Consider the following 25,830-nt stretch of genomic DNA (forward strand, 5'->3'; position numbering starts at 1 on the left):
CACGCACTCTCGCCGCACCGGCCGAAAACCCAAGTACATCCAGTACGAGGGCTTCCGGCCGGCACGCCGAGAGCACGCACCGGACGCCGCTCCTTGACGGCGAGGGCTGCCTGACGCGGCACTGGCCGAAGTCCGCCGCAACGCCCCGCAGGCCGAACTGCAAGCCGCGATCCTGCCCGAACTGCCCTTCCCCGACGAGTCGTTCGACGCGGTGGTCGGAAACTTCGTGATCAACCACGTCGGACGGCCGGACGCCGCCGTCGCCGAACTGCTCCGGGTGCTGCGCCCCGGCGGCCGGATCGCCCTCACCGTCTGGGCCAACCCCGCCGCACCCGGGCAGAGCCTGCTCGGCCGGGCCGTCGAAGCCGCGGCGGCACCCCGCCCCGCGCACCTGCCGCCGGCACCCGCCGCGCTCCAGGCCGTCGCCACCCCCGAGGGCCTGGCCGGACTGCTCGCCGGCGCCGGTCTGCACGACCCGGACTGCCGCACCCTGCGCTGGAACCACCGCACCACCACCGAGGAGTGGTGGTCCGGGCCCGCCGGCCGGGTCGCCTTCATCGGCGAACTCCTGCACCACCAGACACCGGAGGTCCGGGCCCGGATCGAGGCCGAATTCGGCCGGCTGGCCGAGGAGTTCCGCGACCCGGAGGGCGGGCTGGCGCTGCCGCACGCCGCGCTGCTGGTCTCGGCCCGGCGGGGCTGACGGCGCTCCGCTGGATTTGGCTCCGACCGGGCCGTCGGCGGTGGCCCGGGGGGTGGGGCCGGGTGCAGCGTGAGGATCCCGGTGCGGTCGTCGACCGGGCGCCCGCTGTGGTCAGTGGGGTCCTCTACGGTCTGGCCATGACCGACCCCGCAGCTTGGACGGACGACGAGATCACTGCCAAGGTCCGCGAGTTCGCCGAGGCCGACGGGCTCCCTCCGCCTGCTCCGGTCGAGGCTGCCGACGAGTTCGAGGCGGCTGTCGGCCACCCCCTGCCGCGACTGCTGCGAAGGATCTACTGTGAGGTCGCCAACGGCGGGTTCGGGGTCCGCGGCGACGTGGTGTCGCTGGTGGGGGCCGGGACGTGGCACCGCTTCAGCGACGCGGACTCCCTCGGGTGGCTCCGCGGTGCATCGACCTCAGCCCACCGCAGGGCGACATGTGGGGCATCGACCCGAACGCGCTCTGCGACCGCCACTTCCTCTTCCCGGGGAGGTTCACCCTGGCGGAGTGGCTGACCGACCGGCTCGAAGGGAACGACGCCTTTCCCGAGGCCCCGCCGCTGGACTGCTCCGACTGCTGATCGGGAGTCGGGCGTCCGGCGCGGGGGAGTTCGGGCGGGGCGGGGCTCAGTGGCCGCCCTTGGAGGGGGTGCAGCCGCCCTCCAGGTAGGGGCCGTGCACCTCGATGTGCGGCGGGGTGGAGAGGGTGCCGGTCAGGCAGGGGCCGACCTGGGGGACGGAGAAGGCGAACTGCACGCCGCTGCTGCCCGGGGTGACGGTGGCGTCCGGGTAGCCGAGGCGGGTGAGCAGGGCCTTCGCCTGCTCGGGGTCGTTCGGCGGGGTCCGCCCGGCGAGTTCGGCGGTGATCCGCGCGGCGTGCGCGTCGCCGCGGCACTGCTGGGCGGGGTTGAGCGGGGCGGTCTGCAGGTAGGCGTGGTTCTCGTTGTACTTGGGGTTCTCGGGCTGGACCACGTGCGAGTCCCCGCCGAGCGGGGGCGTGGGGTCGACCGGGGTGGAGGAGTCGACCGGGGACGGCAGCGCGGTGGACTTCCCCGCGCAGGTCTCCGCGACGACCGGGAACGCCCGGTCGTGGTCGGCCAGCGCCTGCTGCCGCTGCTGCTCGTACCTCTGCTGGGCCTCCTTCGCGGCGGCCGAGGCGCTCGCGTTCGAGGTGCTCGCGTTCGAGACGCCCGGTTTCGAGGCGCCCGCCGAGTCGGCGCCCCCGGCGGCGTGGGTGGAGCCGCAGCCGGTGAGCAGGGCGCCCGCGGCGAGTGCGGCAGTGGCCACGGCCAGGGCGGGACGTTTCACGGTGGGGCGCTCCGGTCGGTGGGGCGGGCCCGGACGGCCCGTCGGTGCGGTCATCATTCCGTGTGCGGCTGATCGGTGGCCAGAGTACCCGTACTCAGATTCCGGATTCCGTCCGGCGGGGCAAGGGTGCCCCGGTTCACGGGAGTTGGGCCGCCGCCCGGACGGCGGGCAGGTGGTCGGCCAGGAAGGCGTCGACCGTGCGGGCGGGACGGCCGAGCAGGGCGGGGACGGCGTCGGTCACCCCGGTCGGCGATCCCGCCGCGACCTCGCGCAGCAGGCCGGCCAGTGCGGCGGCGAAGCCGGGCGGGGCGCCCCGGGCGGTCAGGGCGGCCCCCGCCCAGGCCGAGCGGTTGCTCGACCTCGCGCTGGCCGGGATGATCGCCCGGTGAACGGATCGGGGCCGGGGGCCGGCGGCGTGCGGGTGCGGTGCGGACGGGACCGGGAGGCGGCCGTCCGGCTGGCGGACCGGGCGCAGGAGGACGGCGTCGCGCGGTTCGCGGTGGAACTGCTGCGGACCCCCGGGCTGGCGGCGCGGCTGGACGGAGTGGTCGACCTGGGCCCGGCCGGCGGCCTCGCGGGCTTCCTGGCCGGCCTGGCCGCGGACTTCCGGGGCTGGCCGGGCGAACGGGAGTGGCACAACGCCGACGGCGACCTCGCGCTGCGCGCGGCCTTCGGCCCCGGCGGCCACGTCGGCCTGACCTGGGCGCTACGACCCTGGCGCGCCGCCGACGGCTGCTGGCGGGCCGAGCTGACCACCTGGCTGGAGGCCGGGGAGCAACTCGCCGCGCTGGCCGCCGGGGTGACGGCGTTCCTGGGCGGCGAGGGGGAGGCGTGAGGCCGGCCGGGGACGACCGGGTGGAGGTCGGGCGGTACGAGCTCGGCGCGGGTCGGCCGTCGGCACCGGAGGCGGCGGCGGCCTGGCTGCGCGAACGGGGCGACGGCGCCGTGCGGTTCGGGGCGCAGGACGTGCTGGTCCAACCGCTGTGCGGGCGGGAGGCGGACGGGCAGCGGTCGCGGGAGTGTCGGGTGCTGCTGCGTCGGGCGGTGCCGCGTCGGGCGGTGCTGGAGGTGCAACCGTGAGGGCGGGGACGGCGTCGTTCCCGGGACGGCGGGCGGCGGACGGTGGACGGGCGGGCGATGGGGCGGGAAGCACGGCGGGTGGTGGTGCAGTTCGCGGTGGCGGTGGCCGTACTGGCGGTGCTCGTCCTCGCCTCGCCGTGGATCGTGATCGGGTTGGCCAGGGTCTACGGGGCGCTGCACCCGTAGCGGCCCGCCGGTTCGGGTGAACGTTCAACCGATGCGGAACTTTCAACACATTCACCGGTCATATGACTGGATGGTGGACGTACCGATTGGGCACTGTGGTGGCGGGCCGGACACCGGCCGCGCCGGGGGGAGCCGGCCCGCGGCCGGTCGCACCGCGACCCGTCCCGGATCGGCCCCCTCGCTGCTGCGGAGCGTCCAGTCATGCCCGTGTCGGTTCACATGTTCCCCGGCCAGGGGGACTTCCCCGTCCAGACGCTGTACCGGGCCGCCGCCCGGGACGGTGCACTGCGCCGCGCGCTGCACGCCGTCTACGAGGAGATCGACGCCGCCCTCGCCGCCGGTCCGGAGGCCGGACCGCTACCGGCCCTGGCCGGCCTGCTGCTCGGCGAACACCCGCCCGGGGGACGGGAACTGGCCCAGGGCCCGACCGGCCTGCAGCAACTCGCCCACCACGGCGCCGCGCTGGCCTGGCACCGGGTACTGGCCGAGCGGCACGGCCCGCCCGACGCCCTGCTGGCCGTCAGCTTCGGCGAACTCGCGGCACTGACCGCCGCCGGAGCCTGGACGGTCGGCGCCGGCGCCACCGCCGCCCTGCAACTGGCCCGGGTGCTGGCCGGGGCCCCCGGCGCACTCACCCTGATCGGCTGCGGGGAGGAGCGGGCAGCCGAACTGGCCGCCCGCGCCGGGGCCGGACGGGTGGCCGTCGGCTGCGTCAACAGCCCCCGGGAGTGCGTGCTCGGCGGCCCGCCCGAGCAACTCGCCGCCGTCGAAGAACTCGCCGCCGCCCGCAACCTCACCGCCGTCCGGCTGCGCCTGCCCTTCGGCTCCCACCACCCCGAACTCGCCGACCAGCGGGCCCGGTTCGAAGCCCTGCTGCGCGGCGGGCCGCCGATCGGCCCACCCGCCGTACCGCTCTACTCGGCCGTCGCCGGACGCCGCTACGCGCCCGCCGACGACCTCGCCGCCCGGGCCGCCGACTGCCTGGTCCGCCCCGCCCACCTGCCCCGGGTCCTCGCCCTGCTCGCCGCCCACGGCCACACCGACTACCACGAGGCGGGCCCCGGCAGCGCGCTCGGCCGCAACGCCGCCGACTGCCTGCGCGGCACCGGCGCCCGGGTGGCCGGGACCACGACCGACGACACGTCAACTCCGGTGGACAGGAAGGGAGTCCGGATGCCGAAGGAGCCGCGCAGCACACCGGGAGGGACGGCCGGGGCGGCAGGAGGGGCGGCCGGGACGGCAGGGCCGCCGAGCGGGAGCGCGGGGGAGCGGGCCGGGACGGCGAGGGAGGACGCGCGGACGCCGGGGGAGCGGGCCGGGACGGCGGGCGAGCCGTACGGAACGCTGGGGGAACTGCTGCACGGCCGCCACCACCCCGGCTACCTGCCCCGGTTGCACCGCGCCCTGGCCCGGCACCCGTACCGCGTCGCCGAGTCGCCCGGCGAACGCGAGCCCTACCTCCACCGCCGCCTGCGCACCCTGCTGCGCGCCCTGCCCGCCGCCGCCGACCTGCACGCCGACGCCGACGCGCTGGCCGCCGCCCTGGCCTGGGCCGCCGTCGCCGACCCCCGGCTCGGCATGACCCTCGTCACCCAGAACGTGCTCGGGCAGGGCTCGCTGCTGCGGCTGGCCGGGCAGGCCGAGGACGTCCGGACGGAACTCGACGCCGTCGACGCGGGCGAACTGCGGATCGGCTACCTGGTCACCGAGGCCGGCCGCGCCAGCAGCCACCTCGGCGCCGCGACGATCGCCGAATTCCACCCCGGTCGGCGGGAGTTCGTGCTGCGCACCCCCGAGCAGGAGGACGCCAAGTTCGGCGGCGTCGCCCAGTACCCCGGGCCGCGCGGCGCCGTGGTGATCGCCCGCGCCGTCGACGCCGCCGGCCGGCCGGGCGGCGTGTTCGCCTTCCTGGCCCGACTCGCCGACCACGACGGCCCCCGGCCCGGCGTCACCCTCTCCCCGCCCGTGCCGGTCGGCGCCCTCCCGCTCAGCTACCACCGGGTCCGCTTCGACGGCCTGCGCGTCCCCGAGGCGCACTGGCTGCGCGACGACGCCGACCTCGACGCGCACGGCCACCTGCACGACCCGCGCACCCCCGCCGACCGGCTGCGCCGCACCCTCGCCGTCGGCCAGGACCTGTGGGGCGTCCTGCCCACCGCCCTGGCCGCGCTCGCCCGCCAGTCCGCCGTCCTCGCCGTCCGGCACTCCCGCCACCGCGAGACCCGCGCCGCGCTCGCCCCCGGCAGCCCGCTGCTCGCCCACCGCAGCCAGCAGCGCGCCCTGCTCGGCGCCCTCGCCGACGCCTTCGCGCTCAGCTGCGCCGCCGCCCGGGCCCGCGGACTGCTCGCCGCCGCACGGGAGTCCGACACCGCCGAAGCCGGGAGCGGCTTCGCCCCGTGGGCCGCCGTCAGCCGCCCGCTCTCCGCGTACAAGGCGCACTGCGCCGACGAGGCCGAACGGATCATCGCCGACTGCCAGCGCCGCTGCGGCCACGCCGGACTCGCCGACGGCAACCGGCTGGCCGGCTACCACGGCTTCGCCCGCTCCTTCGACCCGGCCGGCGGCGACAGCAGGCTCATCCGCTACGACCTCGGCCGCGCCCTGCTGGAGGACCCCCCGACCGGCACGCTCCCGCCGATCCCCACCGACCTCGCCGACCCCGGCTGGTGGCCCGCCGTCCTGGCCCGCCACCAGCACACCCAGACCACCTGGCTGCGGCGGGCCGCCACCGAGAAGGCGCACGGGGGCGCCACCCCCTTCGAGGTGTGGAACCCGCTGCTCGACCGGGCCGCGGACCTCGGCGCCACGTACGCGGCCCGGCTCGCCGCCGAGGACCTCCCGCGCGCCCTCGCCACCCTCCCCCCGGACGGCGCCACCACCGCCCTCGCCCACCTCGCCGCCCTCCGCGCCGCCGACCGGCTGGCCGGCCCGCTGCTGCGCCACCGCACCCTCGCCCCGGGCGAACTCGCCGGACTGGAGAACGCCCTCGAACGCGGCTACGACCGACTGCTCCCGCACCTGGAGCGGGTGGAGCGGGACTTCGCCTTCCCGGACGAGATCGTCTGACGCCGACGGGGCCGCGTGCTCGAACAGAACCGGAAGCGGCGGCGCGCAACGGCAGTGCACCGCCCGCAGCCACGGGCCCGCCGTTCCCCGAGCCCCTGTCGGGGCTCGTTCTTACCCGATTCGTTTGCACAGGTGAGGAGTTTTGCGGTGGTGAACGCAGTGGGCGTGTGGGGCACCGGGCGGTACGTGCCGTCGCGGGTGCGGGGGAACGCGGAGGTGGCGGCGGCGATCGGGGTGACCGCGGAGTGGATCGTGGAGCGGACGGGCGTGCGCCGCAGGCACGTCGCGGCGGGGGAGCAGGCCGCCTCCGACCTCGCGGCGGAGGCGGTGCGCCGGGCGCTGGCCTCGGCCGGGGTGACGGCCGCCCAACTGGGGCTGCTGGTGTGCGCGACCTCGACGCCGGACGAGCTGGGGCCGGCGACGGCCTGCCGGGTGCAGGCGCTGGTGGGGGCGGTGGGCGCCGTCGCGCTGGACGTGTCGGCGGCCTGCTCGGGCTGGCTGTTCGGGGCGAAGGTCGCGCACGACTGGCTGCGGGAGGAGGACGGGCCGATGCTCGCGGTGGTGGTCGGGGTGGAGGCGTACTCGAAGTTCCTGGACCCGGCGGACCGGGGCACCGCCGTGCTGTTCGCGGACGGCGCCGCGGCCACCGTGCTGGGCCCGGTGGAGCCGCCGGGCGGGCTGGGCGGGTTCCGGCTCGGCTCGGACGGGACGCTCGCGGACCGGGTGCTGATCCCGGCCGGCGGCAGCCGGCGTCCGGCCAGCCGGGAGACCCTCGCGGAGGGCGCGCACCGGATCCGGATGGACGGGCGGACGGTCAGCCGGTTCATCCGTGACGCGTTCCCGCGGATGCTGAACGAGACGCTGGAACGGCACGGCCTGGCCGTCGGCGACATCGACCACGTGATCACCCACCAGCCCAACCCCGTCCTGCTGCGCCGGCTCGCCGCCGAGGCCGGCCTGGCCGACCGGATGACCGTGGTCGGCGACCTGGTGGGCAACATCGGCGCAGCCAGCGCCCCCTACGCGCTGGCCACCGCGCACGCCGAGGGGCTGCTGCAGCCCGGCGACCTGATCCTGCTCACTGTCTTCGGGGCCGGGATGACCTGGGGCAGCGCACTGCTGCGCTGGTCCGAGCCCCCGGGCGGAACCGACCACGAACGGCACGAACGGAAGGAAGCACTGTCATGAGCAACAGCACGCTGCCGGGGGCGTTCCGGCTGGACGGCGCCCGCACCCTGGTCACCGGGGCCTCGCGGGGCATCGGACGGGCCTGCGCACTGGCGCTGGCCGAAGCCGGGAGCGACCTGGTGCTGAGCGCCCGGACCGGGGCCGCGCTGCGGGAGGTCGTCAAGGAGGCCGAGGGGCACGGGGTGCGGGCGGTGGCCCTGCCCGCCGACCTGGCCGAACCGGGCGCGCCCGGCGCACTGGTGGAGCGGGCGGCCGCGGCGCTCGGCGGGATCGACGTGCTGCTGCACAACGCCGGGGTGCTGCCCACCGCGGCGGACGGCAGCCCCGTCCTGGTGCCGTTCCAGCACTCCACCCAGCAGGACTGGGACTACGTGGTCTCGGTCAACCTGAACGCCACCGCCGAGATCTGCCGGGCCGCGCACCCGCACCTGGCGGCGTCCGACCGGGCCTCGCTGATCCTGATGTCCTCCGCCTCCGGGGTGATGGGCACCCCGCTGCTGGACGCGTACGCCGCGACCAAGGCCGCGCAGATCTCGCTGGCCCGCAGCCTGGGCGTCGGCTGGGCCCGCGAGGGGATCCGGGTGAACGCGGTCTGCCCGGGCTGGACCACCACCGACATGACCGACTTCGCCTCCGGCACCGAGCCGTTCTCGCAGTGGCTGATGGCGCACGTCCCGCAGGGCCGCTGGGGCGCCCCCGAGGACATCGCCGGAGCGGTGCTGTTCCTCGCCTCGCCCGCCTCCGCGCTGGTCACCGCGCAGGCCCTGGTGCTGGACGGCGGGCTGAGCGTTTCGGACGGCGGCCTGGCGGCCATCCCCAAGCCGCCCTCCCCGTTCGCGGCCTGAGGAGGCGTCCGGTGCCCCGCGCGGCCGTCGTCGGGATCGGCTCCTGCCTGCCCGCCCGCAGCGTCGACAACGAGGAGGTGATCGCCGCAGGACGCCTGGACAGCAGCGACGAGTGGATCCGCCGACGCACCGGCATCCACCGCCGACGCCGCGCCGCCCCCGGCACCGCCACCGGCGACCTGGCCGTGTACGCGGCCGCCGCCGCCATCGAATCCGCCGACGCCGCACCGGACTTCGTGCTGCTCGCCACCACCACCCCCGACCACCCCTGCCCCGCCACCGCACCCGCCGTCGCCCACCGGCTCGGCCTGCCGCGGGTCCCCGCCCTCGACCTGTCCGCCGTCTGCTCCGGCTTCCTGTACGCACTGGCCACCGCCGACGCGCTGGTCCGGGCCGGCACCTGCCGACACCCGCTGGTGATCGGCGCCGACACCTACTCCACCATCGTCGACCCCGCCGACCGCGACACCGCCGCCCTGTTCGGCGACGGCGCCGGAGCCGTGCTGCTGGCCGCCGCCGAGGACGGCGCGCCCGGCGCCCTGCACGCCGCCGACCTGGGCAGCGACGGCGGCGGGGCCGCCCTGATCACCATCGACGCGGGCGGCTCCCGGCACCCCGACCGGCAGCGGCTCGACCCGGACGCGCACTGGTTCCGGATGCGGGGCCGCTCCGTCTACGGCCAGGCCGTCCGGCACCTCACCGACTCCGCCGTCCGGGCACTGGACGCCGCCCACTGGCGGCCCGCCGACCTCGGCGCGTTCGTCGCCCACCAGGCCAACCAGCGGATCCTCGACTCGGTCGCCGACCGGCTCGGCCTGCAGCCCGCCGTCCGCTTCGGCAACCTGCGCGAACTCGGCAACACCGCCGCCGCCTCCATCCCGCTGGTGCTCGCCGACGACGGCCCGCAGCGCGCCCTCGCCCCCGGCACCCCCACCCTGCTCACCGCCTTCGGCGGCGGCCTGACCTGGGCCTCCGTCGCCCTCACCTGGCCCGCCGCCACCCCCGTCCGGCGCACCCTGTCCTGACGCACCCCGTACCGGAGAGGAGACCTCCCGTGGACCAGCTCACCGAACGCATCGCCGCCGTCCTCACCGAGAAGTTCGACGTCCCCGCCGACCTGATCACCGCCCGGGCGAGCTTCCAGGAGCTCGACCTCGACTCGCTGTCCATCGTCGAGCTGTACGTCACCCTCCAGGAGGAGTGGGGCGTCCCGCTGGACGCCGAAGCCGCCGGAGCGGACACGACGGTCAGCGAACTCGTCGACGAAGTAAGGAAGTTGATGGACGGGCGGCGACCCGGGGATGACTGACCGGATCGTGGTCACCGGCACCGGGGCGGTCACCGCCGGGGGCGACGGGATGGACGCGACCTGGCGCACCCTGTGCGAGGGGCACGGCACCGCCCGGCGCGACCCCGCACTGGACGGCGGCCCGGTGCCGATCAGCTGCCGGCCCCCGCACCCCGAGGAGGCCCCCGTCCGGCAGGGCTGGCGGCTGGACCGCTCCACCCGCTACCTGCTGACCGCCGCCCGGGAAGCCCTCCGGGAAGCCGGGATCGAGGCGTTCGGCGACCGCGACCCCGACTGGGAACCGGGCCGGGTCGCCGTCGTCGTCGGCTCCGCCGCCGGCGGCATCGCCGTCCTGGAGAACGCCCACCGCCGCCTGCTCGAACGCGGCCCCGCCGCGCTCTCCCCGCTCACCCTCACCGGCTACCTGCCCAACCTCTCCGCCGCCGGACACCTCGCCCTCGCCCTGCGCACCACCGGCCCCGCCCTGCACACCTCCACCGCCTGCGCCTCCGGCGCCGACGCGATCGCCCACGCCGCGCTGCTGCTCACCACCGGCGCCTGCGACCTCGCCGTCGCGGGCGGCACCGACGCGATGGCCACCCCGCTGTGCGCCGCCGCGTTCGCCAGGACGGGCGCGCTGTCCCGGCGCACCGACCGGCCCGCCACCGCCTCCCGCCCCTTCGACCGGGACCGGGACGGCTTCGTCCTCGGCGAGGGCGCCGGCGTCCTCGTCCTGGAACGCGCCGCCGACGCCGCCGCCCGCCGCGCCCCCGCCCTCGCCCACCTCGCGGGCTGGGCCGCCACCTCCGACGCCCACCACCCCACCGCCCCCGACCCCGCCGGACGCGGCCTGCGCGCCGCCGTCACCCTCGCGCTGCGCGCCGCGGGCGCCGGGCCCGACGAGGTCGAGCACGTCAACGCGCACGGCACCGGCACCCCGCGGGGCGACCGGGCCGAGGCCGCCGCGATCCGCGAACTCTTCGCCCGCACCCCGCCCAGCGTCACCTCCGCCAAGGGCGCCCTCGGCCACACCATGGGCGCGGCCGGCGCGATCGAGGCCGCCCTCACCGTCCGCACCCTGCGCACCGGCACCGTCCCGCCCACCGCCAACCACGACGCCCCCGGCCCCGACACGGCCGGCCTCGACCTGGTCACCGGCGCACCCCGCCGACAGGCGCCGCGGTTGGCGCTCAGCCACTCGATGGGCTTCGGCGGCCACAACGCCGTGCTGGCCCTGCGCCGCTGACCGGCCGTCACACCGGTCCGGGCGGTACGGGCAGCCGCAGCCGATGCAGCCGGTCAGTTCAGCCTCCAGCCGCTCGACGGTCCGGCGGCGCTCCGCCAGCGGGAAGCCGATCCGCTCCGCCAGCGGGAAGCCGATCCGCTTCGCCACCGAGATCGGCGCGATCCGGCGCAGCACGTGCCGCGCGCCGCGGCGGGTTCCCCGCGGGCCGTCCCCGTTCAGGTGAACCGGCCCCGCTCCCGTCCCGCCCGCCGGGCGGCGGGCGTTGGATCAGGGCATGGACGACCCCACCCCCGACGCCCGGACGGACGCGCACCCCTGCGTCTGGTGCGGGAAGCCCGCCGCCGCGGCCGGCAAGCGGGGCACCCGCCCCAAGTACTGCGGCCAGACCTGCCGGCAGCGCGCCTACGAGGCCCGCCGGGAGCGCCGCCGCACCGCCGCCGCGCTGGGCCTGATCGCCGACACCGACCCCGTCGAGCGCGCGGAGAGCGCCGCGGCCGCGCTGGCCGACGCGGCCCGCGTGCTGCTGGAGATCGCCTGCACCAGGCCCGGGCTCCCGCAGCCCGTCGCGGTGTCCGCCGCGGAGAGCACCGGCATCCTGGAAGCCCTGCTGCGGGTCACCGCCGGCCGCCCCCCGGCCGTCCCCGTCCGGCCCGACGACCACCGGTGAGGACCGCCGGTGGGAACCGGTCGGCCGGGCAGCGGGCGGGAGGACCGGTCAGGGGGTCGGGAGGACCGGTCAGGGGGTCGGGAGGTAGTCGAACCAGTCGAAGGCGACGGTGCCCTCGGTGGCGTACATGCCGATGACGCGCCCGGTGAAGCCGGCCGCGACCTCGGTGGAGAGGTAGCGGCCGTCCAGTTCGGCGAGCGGCTCCGCGCCCGGGGTTCCGGGGTCGCCGAGCCAGCAGGCGACGGTGTCGGGGCCGAAGGGTTCGGTGCCGGCCAGCTCGGGGGAGGCGGGCACCAGGTCGGTGGTGCGGACGGTCACCGTCAGGGTGAGCGGGCCGGGCGGCACCGGGCGGGCGGCCAGCACCTGGCGCAGCGGGCCGATCCGGGCGACGACCCGGACTTCTCCCGGGCCGGCCTCCAGGTCGTAGTGGTGCGCCTCGTCCAGGCGCACGCTCAGGCCGCCCCGGCCGGTGCCCGGGTCGATCCGGGCCGAGGCGCGGCAGTCGTGGTGCTGCTGGCGGCGCCCGACGAAGGTGTGGCCGGGGCGGTCCAGGGTGGGGCCGGTGGCGGTGAGGGTGAGCCGGCCGGGCTGCTCGGTCAGCGACCAGGAGCCGTCGGGGCGGGCGTGCGGGGAGATCCAGTGCGGGGCGAGCACGGGGGCGTCGAAGTCGTCGCGGACGGGCGGGGCGGGGAAGGGGTGCCGGGCGCCGCCGGGGGCGGGGTGCCGCTCGGCCACCGGCGCGACGACCGGCCAGCCGTCCCCGTCCCAGGTCACGGGGGTGAGGAAGGTCTCCCGGCCGAGCACGTGGAAGCCCGGGCTGAAGCCGCGCGGCCGGGTGCCGAGCAGCACCATCCACCAGCTGCCGTCGGGCGCGGTGACCAGGTCGCCGTGCCCGGTGCTCTGGACCGGCCGGTCGGTGCCGCTCGCGGAGAGCACCGGGTTGCCCGGCGCGCCCTCCCAGGGGCCGCGCGGGGAGCGGGCGCGGGCGATCGAGACGGCGTGGCCGCGTTCGGTGCCGCCCTCGGCGATCAGCAGGTACCACCAGTCGCCGATCCGGTACAGGTGCGGCGCCTCGGGCCATTTGAGGCCGGTGCCGGACCAGGTGGGGAAGGGCCCCTCCAGGACCTTCCCGCTGGCCGGGTCGATCCGGCTGAGGTGGATGCCGGGGGAGGTGGAGGCGGCCCAGCAGGTGCCGTCCTCCTCCCAGGCCAGGTCCGGGTCGATCCCGGGCAGGTCGATCCAGACCGGGTCCGACCAGGGGCCCTCGGGCCGCTCCGCGGTCACCAGGAAGTTGCCGCCCGCGGTGACGTTGGTGCAGATCACCCAGAACCGGCCGCCGTGGTGACGGATCGTCGGCGCGTACAGGCCGCGGGAGGCGGTGCTGCCGGGCAGCGGCAGCGGCAGCTGCCCGGGTCGGTCGAGCACGTTGCCGAGCTGCCGCCAGTGCACCAGGTCCCGGCTGTGGAAGAGCGGCAGCCCGGGGACGTACTCGAAGCTGGAGCACACCAGGTAGTAGTCGTCACCGACCCGGCAGACGCTGGGGTCCGGGTGGAACCCGGGGATCACGGGGTTGTCGTACGTCCGCACGGGGCGGTCCTTTCGAAGGGCTGCGTGCGGCCGGTCAGCCGAGGGCGATCGCCGTCCAGGACACCGGGGGCAGCTCGACGGTGAGCACGCCGTCGGCGAGGACGGCGCTGCCGTTCGCGGCCGGGACGACCCGGAGCGGGTCGGCGAGGGTGTTCCGCGCGTACGGGTCGGCGTCGGCGAGGGTGAGCGCCTCGACGACCCGCGACACCGGGAGGTCGCGGACGTCGACGGTGACCCGGGCCGGCTCGGACAGGTCGCGGTTGACCAGGAAGACCGCGGCCCGGTCGTCGTCGACGGTCGCGACGGCGTCCACCAGGGACGCCTCGCCGTGCCGGGCCGTCAGGTAGGTGGGCGCCTCGATCACCGGCCGGAGCACCTCGCCGGAGGCGAGCCGGCTGGTGATCGAGAACGGGTGGAAGGTGGTCTGCCGCCAGGCCGGGCCGCCGGGCTCGGTCATGATCGGCGCGATCACGTTGACCAGCTGGGCCAGCGAGGCCGAGGTGACCCGGTCGCTGCGCTTGAGCAGCGTCATCAGCAGGTTGCCGACGACCACGGCGTCGGCCACCGTGTAGACGTCCTCCAACTGCCGCGGGGCGTACCGCCATTCGTCGTTGACCTCGTCGGACGCCTTGTGCTCCTCCAGGTACCAGACGTTCCACTCGTCGAAGGAGATGTTCATCCGCTTCTTCGACTGCCGCTTGTGCCCGACGTGGTCGGCGGTCGCCAGCACGGTGTCGATGAAGAACTCCATGTCGACCGAGGAGGCCAGGAAGGAGCCGAGGTCGCCGTCGTGCACCTGGTAGTAGGCGTGGCAGGAGACGTAATCGACGTAGTCGTAGCTGTGCTCCAGGACGGTGCGCTCCCAGTCGCCGAAGGTCGGCATGCCGGAGCCGGAGGAGCCGCAGACGACGAGTTCGAGGTCCTTGTCGGCGGCCTTCATGGCGGCGGCGGTGCGGGCGGCGATCTTGCCGTAGTCGTCCGCCGTCATGAAGCCGGTCTGCCAGGGGCCGTCCATCTCGTTGCCCAGGCACCACATCCGCACGTCGTGCGGCTCCGGCGTGCCGTTGGCGATCCGCAGGTCGGAGAGCGCGGTGCCGGACGGGTGGTTGGCGTACTCCAGCAGGTCCAGGGCGGGCAGGATGCCGCGGGTGGCGACGTTGACCGCCAGCATCAGCTCGGAGCCGGTGAGCTTGAGCCACTTGGCGAACTCGTCCAGGCCGACCTGGTTGGACTCCAGCGAGTGCCAGGACAGGTCGCGCCGCACCGGGCGCCGCTCGCGCGGGCCGACCGAGTCCTCCCAGCGGAAACCGGAGACGAAGTTCCCGCCGGGGTAGCGGACGGTCGTGCTGCCGAGCTCCCGCACCAGCTCGACCACGTCCATCCGGAAGCCGTCCTCGTTCGCGGTCGGGTGGTCCGGCTCGTACAGGCCGGTGTACACGCAGCGGCCGAGGTGCTCGACGAACGAGCCGAAGGTGCGGCGCCGGACGGGGCCGACGACGGCCTTCCGGTCGAGTGCGATGCGGGCGCGGGGCAAAGCGGTTCCTTTCCACGGGTCGGTGCGGGGCGGGCCGGGCGCTGGGGCCCGGCGCTCAGCCCTTCACGGCACCGGTGAGGCCGCCGACGATCCTCTTCTGGAAGGCGGCGAAGAAGGCCATCGCGGGCAGCATGGCGAGCGAGGTGAAGGCGAGCACCCTCGCGGTGTCCACGGAGTACTGCGAGGAGAACACCTGGACGCCGAGCGGCAGGGTGAAGTTCGCCTGCGAGTTCAGGACGTACAGCGGCAGCACGTAGTTGTTCCAGCTGCCGATGAACCCGAGGATGCCGACCGTCACCACGCCGGGGAGCGAGAGCGGGACCACCATCCGGAAGAAGAAGCCGAGCCGGCCGGTGCCGTCGATCGCGGCGGCCTCCTCGATCTCCTTCGGGATGGCCCGCAGGAACGGCACCAGGATGATCACGGTCGTCGGCAGGCCGAAGGCGATCTGCGGGATGATCACGCCCAGCAGGTTGTCGACCAGGCCGAGGTCCTTGACCACGATGTACAGCGGGGTGATCGCGATGACCATCGGGAACATCAGGCCGGCCGCGAACAGCGAGTACATCGCCCCCTTGAACTTGAAGTCGTAGCGGGCGAGCACGAAGCTCACCATCAGGCCGAGGACCACGGTGCCGACGGTGCTGGCGAGCGCCACCACCAGGGAGTTGACGAACTCGCCCCAGAACGTCACCGACTTCAGGACGTTCAGGTAGTTGCTCACCACCCAGGGCTCGGGCAGGCCGGCCGGGCTGGTGCTGATCTGCGAGTTGGTGCGGAACCCGCCGACCACGATGTAGAGCACGGGGGCGACGCAGACGCCGATGAACAGCAGGGCGACGAAGTAGGTGAAGGGGTTGCCCCACTTCTGCGGCCGGTCGGCCGTCCGGGCGCTCATCAGGAGGCTCCTTCGGTGATGGCACCCTGCAGGTCGCGGCGGAGCAGGAAGCGCTGGTAGAGCAGGGCGACGACGAGCGAGATCAGGAACATCACGACCGCGATCGCGCTCCCGTAGCCGTAGTTGCCCGCGTTGCGGCCCTGGCCGACCATGTAGATCGCCATGGTCGAGGTGCCCGCGGTGCCCGCCACGTACGGGCCCCAGATGATGTAGACCAGGTCGAACAGCTGCAGCGAGCCGATGATCGACAGGAACGCCCAGATCCGGATGGTCGGGCCCAGCAGCGGCAGCGTGATGCGCCGCTGGATCTGCCAGTACGAGGCGCCGTCGATCTGGGCGGCCTCGGACAGCTCCTCGGGGATCGACTGCAGGCCCGCGAGCATCAGGATCACCGCGAAGCCGATGTACTTCCACGAGATGATGCCCAGCAGCGTCCAGATCGCCAGGTCCGGGTCGGCCAGCCAGTCGGCCTGCAGGAAGCCCAGGCCGACGTGCCGCAGCAGGTCGTTGAGGGCGCCGTTGCTCTGGAGCATCAGGCTCCAGCCGGTGCCGACGATGACCTCGGAGACCACGTACGGCAGGAAGATCAGCACGCGGATCACCGAGCGGCCGCGGATCCGCTGGTTGAGCAGCAGCGCGAGGCCGACCGCCAGCGGGCCCTGGACGAGCAGCGAGAGCACCAGGATCACGCCGGTGTGCCACAGCACCTGCTGGAACGCCGGGTCGGTGAGGATCAGCTTGTAGTTGTTCAGGCCGACCCAGTCGGTGGGCGGCCCGTAGCCGTGCCACCGGTAGAAGCCGTAGAACGCGGCCAGGGCCACCGGGAAGATCACGAAGGCCAGGAAGACCAGGATCGCCGGGCCGGACAGGACCGCGATCTCGAAACGCATCTTGGCACGGCCGCGCCGGCGGCGGGCGGCCGCCGCCGGCGCCGGAGCCGGGCGCGCGGACGAGGCCGCGCTCCCGGCTCCGGGCGTGCCCTGCGACTGGTGGCCGTCGGCCGGCTCAGTGCCCAGGGTGTTGCTCATCTGTGCTTACTCAGCCCTTCGCGGCGGCGGCGTTGGTGTCCTTGGCGATGTCGGCCGCGCTGCCCTTGCCGGCGAGCAGGTTCACCACGGCGGTGTTCATCGCGTTGCCGACGTTCTGGCCGTACTCGGTGTCCAGGAACAGCACCGAGTAGGGGGCCTTGTTGAACGCCTGCAGCGCCGAGACGTTGTAGGGCTCGGTGACGCCCGCCTGGGCCTCCTTGTTCACCGGGATGGCGACGAACGCCGTGGCGTACGCCTTCTGCTGCTCGGTGCTGACCAGGAAGCGCAGGAAGTCGAGGGCCTCCTTCGGGGCCTTCTTGGACAGCGAGTAGCCGTCGAGGCCGCCCATGATGGCGGCCGGGTCGCCCTGGCCGCCCGGCACGGCCGGGAAGGGGAACCAGCCCAGGTCGGGGAGCGGCTTCTGGTCGGGGGTCAGGCTGGCGATCACGCCGGGGTTCCAGTTGCCCATCAGCTCCATGCCCGCCTTGTGGTTGGCGATCATGCCCGCGGACGAACCGGCGCCCTGCTGCGAGGAGGTGGTCAGGAAGCCCTGCTGGAACGGCTCGGTCTTGACGAAGGAGGCGAGGTCCTCGCCCGCCTTGGTCCAGCACGGGTCGTCGAACTTCAGCGACTGGGCGGCCTTCTTCAGGGCGTCCTGGCTGCACTCGCGCAGGGCGAAGTTGTAGTACCAGTGCGCGGCCGGCCAGGCGTCCTTGGCGCCGACCGCGATCGGCGCGACCCCGATCGCCTTCAACTTCGCTACGGCGTCCTGGAGTTCGGGCATCGTGGTGGGCGGCGTGGTGATGCCGGCCTGCTGGAACAGGTCCTTGCTGTAGTAGATGCCCTCGGGCTGGGTGTCGACCGGCATCGCGTAGACCTTGCCGTCGATCGAGTACCCGGCGATGCCCGCCGCGCCCGCGTTCGCCTTGTCGGCGTCGGTGAGGTCCAGCGCCTGGACCTGGTCCGCCTGGACCATGGCCTGCATCTTGCCGCCGCCGCGCTGCAGGAAGATGTCCGGCGCGGAACCGGAGTTGAGCGCGGTCTGCAGCTTGCCGTCCAGGTCCTCGTTCTGGACCGTCTGGATGTTGACCTTGACGTTCGGGTGCAGGGCCTCGTACGCCGCCCCGGCCGTCTTCCAGTACTCGGCGCCCGGGCCGGGCTGGGCGTTCTCCCAGAGGGTCAGCGTGACCTTGCCGTCGGACGAGCCGCCGCTGCCGCCGCCGTCGCTGCCGGCACAGCCGGTGGCGGCGAGCGTGATGCCCAGGGCGATCGCGGCGGCCGCCGTGCGGCGGGTCTTTCTCGTCATCGTGGGGACTTCCTGTTCTGTCGTCGTCGCCGGGAGCACCCGGGTGGGGGTACGCGAAGTGAGGGCACGTCAGGTGGGATCACCGCGACCCGTGCGGTCCGATCGCGTGCGGGTGGATCGGCGTGACCGGACGTGAGCCGGTCGGCAGGGGCGGTTCGAATGCTGGAGAGTATGTGCTCGCCGCGGAGTGGCCGTCAATAACTTGTTTCCGAAAAGTTGCCGAAAGTTGCGACTGATTACGGGGCGATAACACCGAAACATTTCGAAGACCCCGCCCCCCGGGGTCCCGCCGCGAGGCTTGACAGGTTTTGTTAGCGCTAACAACATGGGGGCCAATCCCCCCACCCAAGGATGTCCATGTACAGACGCTGGCTCAGTGCCACCCGTCGCAGAACCGCCGCGATCACCGCGGCCGTCGCCCTGCTGACCCCCGGCCTGCTCGCCGCGGCGACGCCCGCCGGAGCCGCCGCCCCGGAACTCGTCGTCAACGGCGGCTTCGAGGACGGCCTCGCCAACTGGTCGGCCAACCAAGGCAACCCCACCGACGGAGCGGCGCTCTCGCTCACCTCCGACGCCCACTCCGGCGCCTCCGCCGTCCTCGTCACCGGCCGCAGGACCACCGGATCCGGCCCGATGCAGGACGTCTCCGGCAAGGTGAAGGCCGGACACAGCTACACCGTCACCGCCCGGGTCAAGTACGACGACCCCGCCGCCCCGGCGGCCAAGCAGTTTTTCGCCACCATGCACTACGGCGGCGCCACCTACACCAACCTCGGCACGGTCACCGTCCCCCGCGGCCAGTGGGGCCTCGTCCAGGGCACCTTCACCGTCCCGGCCGGACAGGACGTCAGCACCGCCCGGCTCTTCCTGGAGACCCCCTGGGTCCAGGACCCGGCGAGCGCCCCGCACGCCAACCTGATGGACTTCGAGGCCGACGACGTCTCGCTGACCGAGGCGGACTCCTCGGCGGCCCACCCGCCCGGCCACGCCGCACCCGCCAAGAGCATCGGCAACGCCAACCCCCTGATGGACTACCAGTACGGCGCCGACCCGTGGGCGATGGTCTACGACGGCCGCGTGTACGAGTACATGACCTCGGACGGCTCCTCGTACGACGCGAACGGCGACGTCACGCAGTCCTACGAGTACGACGCCGCGGGCAACGTCAAGGACAACGGCTACGGGCAGATCAAGACCCTCACCGTGATCTCCTCCGCCGACCTGGTCAACTGGACCAACGAGGGCCAGGTCAAGGTGGCGGGCGCGCCCGGCGCCGCGAAGTGGGCCGCCAACTCCTGGGCCCCGGCGGCCGCGCACAAGAAGGTCGACGGGAAGGAGAAGTTCTTCCTGTACTTCGCCAACAGCGGCGGCGGCATCGGCGTCCTGACCGCCGACTCGCCCACCGGCCCGTGGACCGACCCGATCGGCAAGCCGCTGGTGAGCCCCGCGACGCCCGGCACCGCCGGCGTGGTGTGGATGTTCGACCCGGCGGTCCTGGTCGACGACGACGGCTCCGCGTACCTGTACTTCGGCGGCGGCGTGCCCACCGACGGCACCGACCACCCGCGCAGCACCCGGGTGATCAGGCTCGGCGACGACATGGTCAGCACGGTCGGCACGGCCGCGACCATCGACGCCCCCGCGGTGTTCGAGGACTCCGGGATCAACAAGATCAACGGCAAGTACTACTACAGCTACTGCACCAACTTCAGCCACTCCAGCACGATCGACGGCCACGCCATCGGCTACGGCAACATCGCCTACATGGTGTCCGACAGTCCGACGGGCCCCTTCACCTACCAGGGCGAGATCCTCGGCAACCCCGGCTCCTTCTTCGGCGCGGGCGGCAACAACCACCACGCCATGTTCGAGTTCAAGGGCCAGACCTACATCACCTACCACGCCCAGACCGTGCAGACGGCCCTGGTCGCCGGCGGCTCCCTCGACAAGCCCCACGGCTACCGCTCCACCCACATCGACAAGGTCACGGTCAACGCCGACGGCTCCATCGCCCCGGTCACCGGCACCTACCGCGGCCCGTCCCAGCAGGGCACGCTCGACGCGCACCGGCGGATCGAGGCCGAGACCATCGCCTGGGACTCCGGCATCCAGGACGCCTACGACCCCGCCTCCGGCATCCGGGTGCTGCCGATCGGCGCCGACACCACCGGCGAGCAGAAGCTCGGCAACGTCCACGACGGCGAGTGGACCGCGCTGGCCGGCGTCGACTTCGGCCCGGACGGCGCCACCACCCTGGCCGCCGACGTGCTGCCGAAAGCCGGCGGCCGGATCGAGGTCCGCCTCGACCGCCCGGACGCCACCGGCACCCTGATCGGCACGCTGACCGTCCCCGCCTCCTCCGGCGGCGCCTGGACCGAGGTCCGCACCGACCTCACCGCCCCGGTGACCGGCACCCACCACGTCTTCTTCACCGCCCGGGGCACCGGCACCGGCGAACTGTTCGACGTCGACGACTGGCGCTTCGGCTCCGACCGCACCGCCCCCGCCGTCACCGCGCGCACCACCCCCGCCGCGCCCGACGGCTCGGACGGCTGGTTCACCGGCCCGGTGGCCGTCGAACTGGCCGCCACCGACGACTCCGGCATCGCGGGCGTCGAGTACCGCCTCGGCGAAGGGAGCTGGCAGCCCTACCGGGCCCCGCTCACCCTGCCGGAAGGCACCACCGAGCTCGGCTACCGGGCCACCGACACCGCGGGCAACACCAGCGAGGAGGCCCGCCTCACCGTGAAGCGGGACTCCACCGCCCCCACCGTCACCGCCCACCTGCCCGCCCCCACCCTGGGCCACCTGTACGAGGGCTCCGCCACCCTCACCCTGACCGGCGAGGACACCGGCTCCGGCACCGGCACCCTGGAGTACGCCCTCGACGGCGGCGACTGGCAGCCCTACACCGCCCCCGTCACCGTCGACACGCCCGGCCGGCACACCGCCGCCTACCGGGCCACCGACCGGGCCGGCAACCGCAGCGCCACCGGCACCGCGACCGTGGACGTCGTCCCGACGTGCACCCGCATCGTCACCGGGCACAGCCGCAGCGCCCTGGTCGTCACCGCCGGAACGACCTGCGTGCGGGACGCGGAGGTCGGCACCGTCAACGTCGTCGACGACACCGCCGTCCTGGTCGTGGTCGACAGCACCGTCCGCGGACCGCTGAACGTCCACCGGGGGAACACCGTGGTGGCCGAGAACAGCACCTTCGAGGGGAACGCCACGCTGTCCGGCACCACCGGCCGGATCAGCCTGACCGGCAACACCTTCGCCCGGACGCTCAGCCTCACCGGCAACACCGGGAGCGCCCCGCTGCTCTCCGGCAACACTGTCGACGGCGCCCTGGACTGCGCCGGGAACGACCCCGCCCCCGTCGACGGCGGAGCGGTGAACCACACCTCCCGCGCCGCCACCGGCCAGTGCGCCGCGCTGGCGGTCACCGACCGCCGGTAGCGCACCGCGCACCGCGCACCGACCGTCGGCCGGACGCACCCGCGTCCGGCCGGCGGCCGTGTGCCCGCCGCCGTGTGCCCGCCGCGGTGCGCCCGCCGTCGTGCACCGACGGCCGGGAACCCGCAGCCGGGAACCCCTGACGCGGTGTCGGGTGCGCGCGGGTAGGGTGCCTGACAGCCGGTGGCGGCCACTAGGGTGGACACCGGGGTAGTGTCCGGCCCGGGCCGGGCGGGACGGGAGAGCGATGGACGAGACCGGTGAGCGCCGCCCGCCGACGATGGCGGACGTCGCCCAGGTGGCCGGGGTGTCGCACCAGACGGTCTCCCGGGTGCTCAGCGACCACCCCAACGTGCGCGAGGCCACCAAGGAACGCGTGCTGCGCGCGATCGCCGAACTCGGCTACCGGCCGAACTCGGCGGCCCGGACGCTGGTGACCCGGCGCAGCCGGACCATCGGGGTGGTCGCCGCGAACACCACGCTGTTCGGTCCCGCCAGCATCCTGGCGGGCCTGGAGCGGGCCGCGCGGGGCGAGGACTACCTGGTGGCGTCGGTCGGGCTGGAGGAGCTGACCGAGCACGCACTGGGCAAGGCCCTGGAGCGGCTGGGCGGTTGGGGAGTGGACGGCGCGGTGGTGATGACCCCGCACCGGCACGCCGTGGCGGCGCTGGCCCGGCTGCCCCAGCCGTTCCCGATCGTGACGGTCGAGGGCGGGCACGACCTCGACCTGCCGGGCGTGGCCGTGGACCAGGTCGGCGGGGCGCGGGCGCTCACCGAGCATCTGCTCTCGCTCGGCCACACCCGGATCTGGCACGTCGCCGGGCCCGGCGAGTGGATCGAGGCGGAGGGACGGCTGCGGGGCTGGCGCACCGCGCTGGAGGCGGCCGGGTTGCCGGTGCCGGCGCACCTGGCGGGCGACTGGAGTCCCGCCTCGGGCCACGCCGCGGGCCGGAAGGTCGCGGAGGCGTTCCGCCGCGGCGCCCGCTCCCGGCCGACGGCGGTGTTCGCGGCCAACGACCACATGGCCCTGGGCGTCATCCGCGCGCTGCACGAGGCCGGGGTGCGGATCCCCCAGGACGTCGCGGTGGCGGGCTTCGACGACCTCCCCGAGGGCGCCTACCTCACGCCCCCGCTGACCACCGTCCGGCAGGACTTCACCGCCGTCGGCCGGGAGGGGATCGGCATGCTGCTGCGGCTGATCGAGGAGCCCACCGCCCCCCTCGCCCACGTCAGCGTCCGGCCGGAGCTGGTGGTCAGGGCGAGCACCGCCGACGGGCGGCGGGCGGCGGCGGAGGCCGGCACGGCCGCGCTGTTCTCGGACACGTCGGGAGCGGGGCGCTAGGAGCGCGGCACTAGGAGCGGGGCGCTAGGAGCGCGGCACTAGGAGCGGGGTACTAGGAGCGGGGCGCCAGTGCCGCGTCCGGCCGATCCCGCCGCGCGCGCGACGCCGGATCGCCACCGGTCCCGAGGGGGTTGGGAGCCCGACCCCGCGCGCCGATCCGACAAGATCGACCGGGCGGGGCCCGGCGGCGTCCGGCCGATCTCACCTGGAGGCCAACTCCCTTGGTCGATGCGGGGGTTGACCCGGCCGCCGGTGCGGCGGAAGATCCTCCCCGGCGGTCGGCGCGGTGTCGGCCGGGCCCGGCTACCGGACCGGCGGGTGGACCGTTCGGACCGGGGCGGGGGCCTGCGGCAGAACGGCCGGGCCGGGAGCGGCCCCCGGCGGTCACGACCACGACAGGAGCACGCCCGTGCCGGACCCGACGCCCTTCCTGCTCGAACGCCTGCACGCGGCCGGACTGGCCGACGTCGTCGCGGTCGAGCCGGCCGCCGGGGGCTTCGCCGCGGTCGCCGGGCTCGCACGCCGGGGTGACGGCACGTCGGTGTTCGTCAAGGCGTTCGACGGGCCGCCGTCGGACGGTGCCTTCGCGGCGGAGGCCGAAGGGCTCGCCGTGCTGCGCGGGGCGGGCGGGGTCGTCACGCCCGAGGTCGTCCGCGCCGACCGCGACGTGCTGGTGCTGTCGGTGCTGCGGCCCCGCCCGGACACCGAGGTCTTCTGGGAGCGGTTCGCGCACGCGCTCGCCCACCTGCACGGCACCACCCGGCACCCCCGGTTCGGGTGGCACCGGGACAACTGGCTGGGCCGCCGCCGGCAGGTCAACACCTGGGAGGACGACGGATTCGAGTTCTTCGCCCGGCACCGCCTGCTGCGCTGGCTCGACGAACCCCGCGTCCGGGAGGCGCTCGACGCGGCGGACCGGACGGCGCTGGAGCGGCTGTGCGACCGGCTGCCCGAACTGCTGCCGGTCGGACCCGCGTGCCTCACGCACGGCGACCTGTGGGCGTCGAACGTCATGGCCGACCCCGACGGGCGGCCCGCGCTGATCGACCCGGCGGTCTCGTACACCTGGGCCGAGGTCGACCTGGCCCACCTGTGGACGACCGCACCGCCGCCCGAGGCGCGCGCGTTCTTCGGGCGCTACGCCGAACTGACCGGGCTCGACCCCGACTGGCGCGAACGCGCGCCGATCCTCCAACTGCGCCAGCACCTGGCCGTGATCGCCCAGTTCGACCCCGACTGGGGCGCCGCCGACCTGGTGCGCGCCACGCTGGCCCCGTTCCGGCGCCGCTGAACCCGGTCGTGGCTTCCGGCGTTGCCGGGCCCGGTCGTGGCCTCCGGCGCCGTCCGCGTGGCGCCGTCCGCGTGGCGCCGCCCGTCCGGGCCTCGGCTTCCGGCTCCCGGTCTCGGCCTCCGGCCTCCGGTGCCGCCCGTCCGGTCGTGGCCCCGGATCTTGACACACGTGTTGTGAGCGCTAACATTCCAGCGTCGGTGCAGCCGGGTCCTCGGCGCACCTCCGGCGGCTCCCGGTCCGCGCTCCTGAGGGTGGGCTGACGGACCGGGCCCCGCCGCGGCCGGCCCGCTTCCCCAGCGCGGGTCACCCGTGGCGGACGTGAGCGGCGCCGGCCCGACGGTGGCCCGTCCGCGCCCTTCCCCTGTCGTCCCCGGGGGAGTGCGCCCTTCGCCGCCGCCGGGTCGGCGCCGCTTGTCATCTCCATTGCCCACGAGCCGAGTTGACCGCTCGTCGGACTCCGGTCGGCGGGTGTCGGTGATGTGATCGTTACCCGCCGGCGTCGACGAGAGGGCTTGGCGGCCCCCCTGGCAGACCGTATGTTGTGGCGGGCAACAAACCGCGCCGAGGTGCTTCCGCCCCGTTCCCGCGCGCTTCCCCACCCCTCCCCAGCCACGCACGTCCGGCCGGACCGGACACGCCCCGAAAGGACCCTGCCCATGCGCAAGGGCCTCCTGTTCGCCACCGCCGCCCTGTCGGCGACCCTGCTCACCACGGCCACCGCCTGCTCGTCCTCGGGCTCCGGCAGTGACTCGGCGGGTGGCAAGAAGCCGAAGATCGGCGTGATCCTGCCGGACAGCAAGTCGTCCGTCCGCTGGGAGACCGCCGACCGCACCTACCTCGCGGCCGCCTTCAAGGCCGCCGGCGTGGACTACGACATCCAGAACGCCGAGGGCGACAAGCAGGCCTTCCAGACCATCGCCGACCAGATGATCACCAGCGGCGTGAACGTGCTGGTCATCGTCAACCTGGACAGCGGCACCGGCAAGGCCGTCCTCGACAAGGCCAAGGCCCAGGGCGTGGCCACCATCGACTACGACCGGCTCACCCTCGGCGGCTCCGCCCAGTACTACGTCAGCTTCGACAACACCCAGGTCGGCAAGCTCCAGGGCCAGGGCCTGACGAAGTGCCTGAGCGACACGGGGGCCAAGAACCCCGTCGTCGCCGAGCTCAACGGCTCCCCGACCGACAACAACGCCACCCTGTTCGCCAACGGCTACAACAGCGTGCTCGACCCGCTGTACGCCTCCGGCGAGTACACCAAGGGCCCCAACCAGTCGGTGCCCGACTGGGACAACGCCCAGGCCCAGACCATCTTCGAGCAGATGTACACCAGCCAGCCGAACATCAACGGCGTGCTCGCCGCCAACGACGGCCTGGCCAACTCCGCGATCGCCGTGCTGCGCAAGAACCACCGCAACGGGCAGGTCCCGATCACCGGCCAGGACGCCACCGTCCAGGGCCTGCAGAACATCCTGGCCGGCGACCAGTGCATGACCGTCTACAAGGCAGTCAAGAAGGAGGCCGACGCGGCCGCCGCCCTCGCGGTCGACCTGGCCGGCGGCAAGAAGAGCGACCCCGGCGCGACCGTCCACGACCCGACCGGCAACCGGGACGTCCCGGCGGTGCTGCTCGCCCCCCAGGCGATCTTCAAGGAGAACGTCCAGGACGTCGTCACCGACGGCTACGTCACCAAGGCGGAGCTGTGCACCGCCGAGTACACCGAGGCGTGCGCGAAGGCCGGCATCAAGTAGCGCCCCGCGCGCGGCCGCCGGCCCCGCGCCCGGCCGCTCCCGGCGGGCCCCGCGCCGC

The 25,830-nt window shown here is 74.7% G+C and carries 22 protein-coding genes; 16 read left to right on the forward strand and 6 right to left on the reverse strand.

Annotated features, from left to right (window positions below; genetic code table 11):
• The first annotated feature begins 172 nt into the window (after window positions 1–172).
• A complete protein-coding gene (locus tag ACWEO5_RS29765; RefSeq protein ID WP_452165314.1) occupies window positions 173–703 on the forward strand; it encodes a class I SAM-dependent methyltransferase in 531 nt (176 codons plus the stop codon).
• 394 nt (window positions 704–1,097) lie between these two features.
• On the forward strand, window positions 1,098–1,283 hold the full coding sequence (locus ACWEO5_RS29770; protein WP_452165294.1) for a hypothetical protein: 186 nt from the start codon (window positions 1,098–1,100) through the stop codon (window positions 1,281–1,283).
• A 46-nt stretch (window positions 1,284–1,329) separates the two neighbouring features.
• Here ACWEO5_RS29770 and ACWEO5_RS29775 read toward each other — a convergent pair whose 3' ends face one another.
• Window positions 1,330–2,010: a hypothetical protein gene (locus ACWEO5_RS29775; protein ID WP_452165295.1), complete on the reverse strand. Its 681-nt coding sequence runs from the start codon at window positions 2,008–2,010 to the stop codon at window positions 1,330–1,332.
• 385 nt (window positions 2,011–2,395) lie between these two features.
• Here ACWEO5_RS29775 and ACWEO5_RS29780 point away from each other — a divergent pair, with 385 nt between their 5' ends.
• The 10 genes from ACWEO5_RS29780 (at window position 2,396) to ACWEO5_RS29825 (ending at window position 11,576) form a co-directional block, all read left to right on the forward strand.
• Window positions 2,396–2,845: a DUF6228 family protein gene (locus tag ACWEO5_RS29780; RefSeq protein WP_452165296.1), complete on the forward strand. Its 450-nt coding sequence runs from the start codon at window positions 2,396–2,398 to the stop codon at window positions 2,843–2,845.
• A complete protein-coding gene (locus ACWEO5_RS29785; protein WP_452165297.1) occupies window positions 2,842–3,090 on the forward strand; it encodes a hypothetical protein in 249 nt (82 codons plus the stop codon). Before ACWEO5_RS29780 ends, ACWEO5_RS29785 begins: the two co-directional genes overlap by 4 nt.
• A 57-nt stretch (window positions 3,091–3,147) precedes the next feature.
• The gene (locus tag ACWEO5_RS29790) at window positions 3,148–3,276 is read left to right on the forward strand and encodes a hypothetical protein (protein WP_452165298.1); all 129 of its coding nucleotides are present in this window, start codon (window positions 3,148–3,150) and stop codon (window positions 3,274–3,276) included.
• 201 nt (window positions 3,277–3,477) lie between these two features.
• Window positions 3,478–6,342 (forward strand): acyl-CoA dehydrogenase family protein, encoded by a 2,865-nt coding sequence (locus ACWEO5_RS29795; protein ID WP_452165299.1) that lies wholly within the window; start codon window positions 3,478–3,480, stop codon window positions 6,340–6,342.
• A gap of 150 nt (window positions 6,343–6,492) precedes the next feature.
• On the forward strand, window positions 6,493–7,530 hold the full coding sequence (locus ACWEO5_RS29800; RefSeq protein ID WP_452165315.1) for a 3-oxoacyl-ACP synthase III family protein: 1,038 nt from the start codon (window positions 6,493–6,495) through the stop codon (window positions 7,528–7,530).
• On the forward strand, window positions 7,527–8,375 hold the full coding sequence (locus tag ACWEO5_RS29805; RefSeq protein WP_452165300.1) for an SDR family NAD(P)-dependent oxidoreductase: 849 nt from the start codon (window positions 7,527–7,529) through the stop codon (window positions 8,373–8,375). Before ACWEO5_RS29800 ends, ACWEO5_RS29805 begins: the two co-directional genes overlap by 4 nt.
• Before the next feature lie 11 nt (window positions 8,376–8,386).
• Complete coding sequence (locus tag ACWEO5_RS29810) at window positions 8,387–9,400, forward strand: beta-ketoacyl-ACP synthase 3 (protein ID WP_452165301.1); 1,014 nt, start codon at window positions 8,387–8,389, stop codon at window positions 9,398–9,400.
• A 29-nt stretch (window positions 9,401–9,429) separates the two neighbouring features.
• Window positions 9,430–9,684 carry an acyl carrier protein gene (locus ACWEO5_RS29815; RefSeq protein WP_452165302.1) on the forward strand — a complete coding sequence of 85 codons (255 nt, stop codon included), beginning with the start codon at window positions 9,430–9,432 and terminating at the stop codon, window positions 9,682–9,684.
• On the forward strand, window positions 9,677–10,909 hold the full coding sequence (locus tag ACWEO5_RS29820; RefSeq protein WP_452165303.1) for a beta-ketoacyl-[acyl-carrier-protein] synthase family protein: 1,233 nt from the start codon (window positions 9,677–9,679) through the stop codon (window positions 10,907–10,909). The genes ACWEO5_RS29815 and ACWEO5_RS29820 overlap by 8 nt, the downstream gene beginning before the upstream one ends.
• Before the next feature lie 274 nt (window positions 10,910–11,183).
• Window positions 11,184–11,576 (forward strand): hypothetical protein, encoded by a 393-nt coding sequence (locus ACWEO5_RS29825; protein WP_452165304.1) that lies wholly within the window; start codon window positions 11,184–11,186, stop codon window positions 11,574–11,576.
• Between the two features lie 69 nt (window positions 11,577–11,645).
• Here the strand turns inward: ACWEO5_RS29825 and ACWEO5_RS29830 are convergent, their stop codons facing one another.
• Genes ACWEO5_RS29830 through ACWEO5_RS29850 form a run of 5 tightly spaced genes read right to left on the reverse strand, consistent with a single transcriptional unit; the run spans window position 11,646 to window position 17,929 of the window.
• The gene (locus ACWEO5_RS29830) at window positions 11,646–13,163 is read right to left on the reverse strand and encodes a glycoside hydrolase family 43 protein (protein ID WP_452165305.1); all 1,518 of its coding nucleotides are present in this window, start codon (window positions 13,161–13,163) and stop codon (window positions 11,646–11,648) included.
• Window positions 13,164–13,197: 34 nt separating this feature from the next.
• Complete coding sequence (gene arfA, locus ACWEO5_RS29835) at window positions 13,198–14,697, reverse strand: arabinosylfuranosidase ArfA (RefSeq protein WP_452165306.1); 1,500 nt, start codon at window positions 14,695–14,697, stop codon at window positions 13,198–13,200.
• 55 nt (window positions 14,698–14,752) lie between these two features.
• A complete protein-coding gene (locus tag ACWEO5_RS29840; RefSeq protein WP_452165307.1) occupies window positions 14,753–15,595 on the reverse strand; it encodes a carbohydrate ABC transporter permease in 843 nt (280 codons plus the stop codon).
• Window positions 15,595–16,623 carry a carbohydrate ABC transporter permease gene (locus tag ACWEO5_RS29845; RefSeq protein ID WP_452165308.1) on the reverse strand — a complete coding sequence of 343 codons (1,029 nt, stop codon included), beginning with the start codon at window positions 16,621–16,623 and terminating at the stop codon, window positions 15,595–15,597. Before ACWEO5_RS29845 ends, ACWEO5_RS29840 begins: the two co-directional genes overlap by 1 nt.
• A gap of 10 nt (window positions 16,624–16,633) precedes the next feature.
• Window positions 16,634–17,929 (reverse strand): extracellular solute-binding protein, encoded by a 1,296-nt coding sequence (locus ACWEO5_RS29850; protein WP_452165309.1) that lies wholly within the window; start codon window positions 17,927–17,929, stop codon window positions 16,634–16,636.
• A 357-nt stretch (window positions 17,930–18,286) separates the two neighbouring features.
• On the opposite strand from ACWEO5_RS29850, the gene ACWEO5_RS29855 reads away from it, so the two are divergent.
• The 4 genes from ACWEO5_RS29855 (at window position 18,287) to ACWEO5_RS29870 (ending at window position 25,772) form a co-directional block, all read left to right on the forward strand.
• A complete protein-coding gene (locus ACWEO5_RS29855; protein ID WP_452165310.1) occupies window positions 18,287–21,391 on the forward strand; it encodes an OmpL47-type beta-barrel domain-containing protein in 3,105 nt (1,034 codons plus the stop codon).
• A gap of 244 nt (window positions 21,392–21,635) precedes the next feature.
• Complete coding sequence (locus ACWEO5_RS29860; RefSeq protein ID WP_452165311.1) at window positions 21,636–22,730, forward strand: LacI family DNA-binding transcriptional regulator; 1,095 nt, start codon at window positions 21,636–21,638, stop codon at window positions 22,728–22,730.
• 409 nt (window positions 22,731–23,139) lie between these two features.
• Entirely contained in the window at window positions 23,140–24,021 is an 882-nt protein-coding gene (locus tag ACWEO5_RS29865) for a fructosamine kinase family protein (protein ID WP_452165312.1), read from the forward strand.
• A 656-nt stretch (window positions 24,022–24,677) separates the two neighbouring features.
• The gene (locus ACWEO5_RS29870) at window positions 24,678–25,772 is read left to right on the forward strand and encodes a sugar ABC transporter substrate-binding protein (protein WP_452165313.1); all 1,095 of its coding nucleotides are present in this window, start codon (window positions 24,678–24,680) and stop codon (window positions 25,770–25,772) included.
• Window positions 25,773–25,830 lie beyond the last annotated feature (58 nt).

It is taken from the genome of Kitasatospora sp. NPDC004272 (assembly GCF_053603035.1).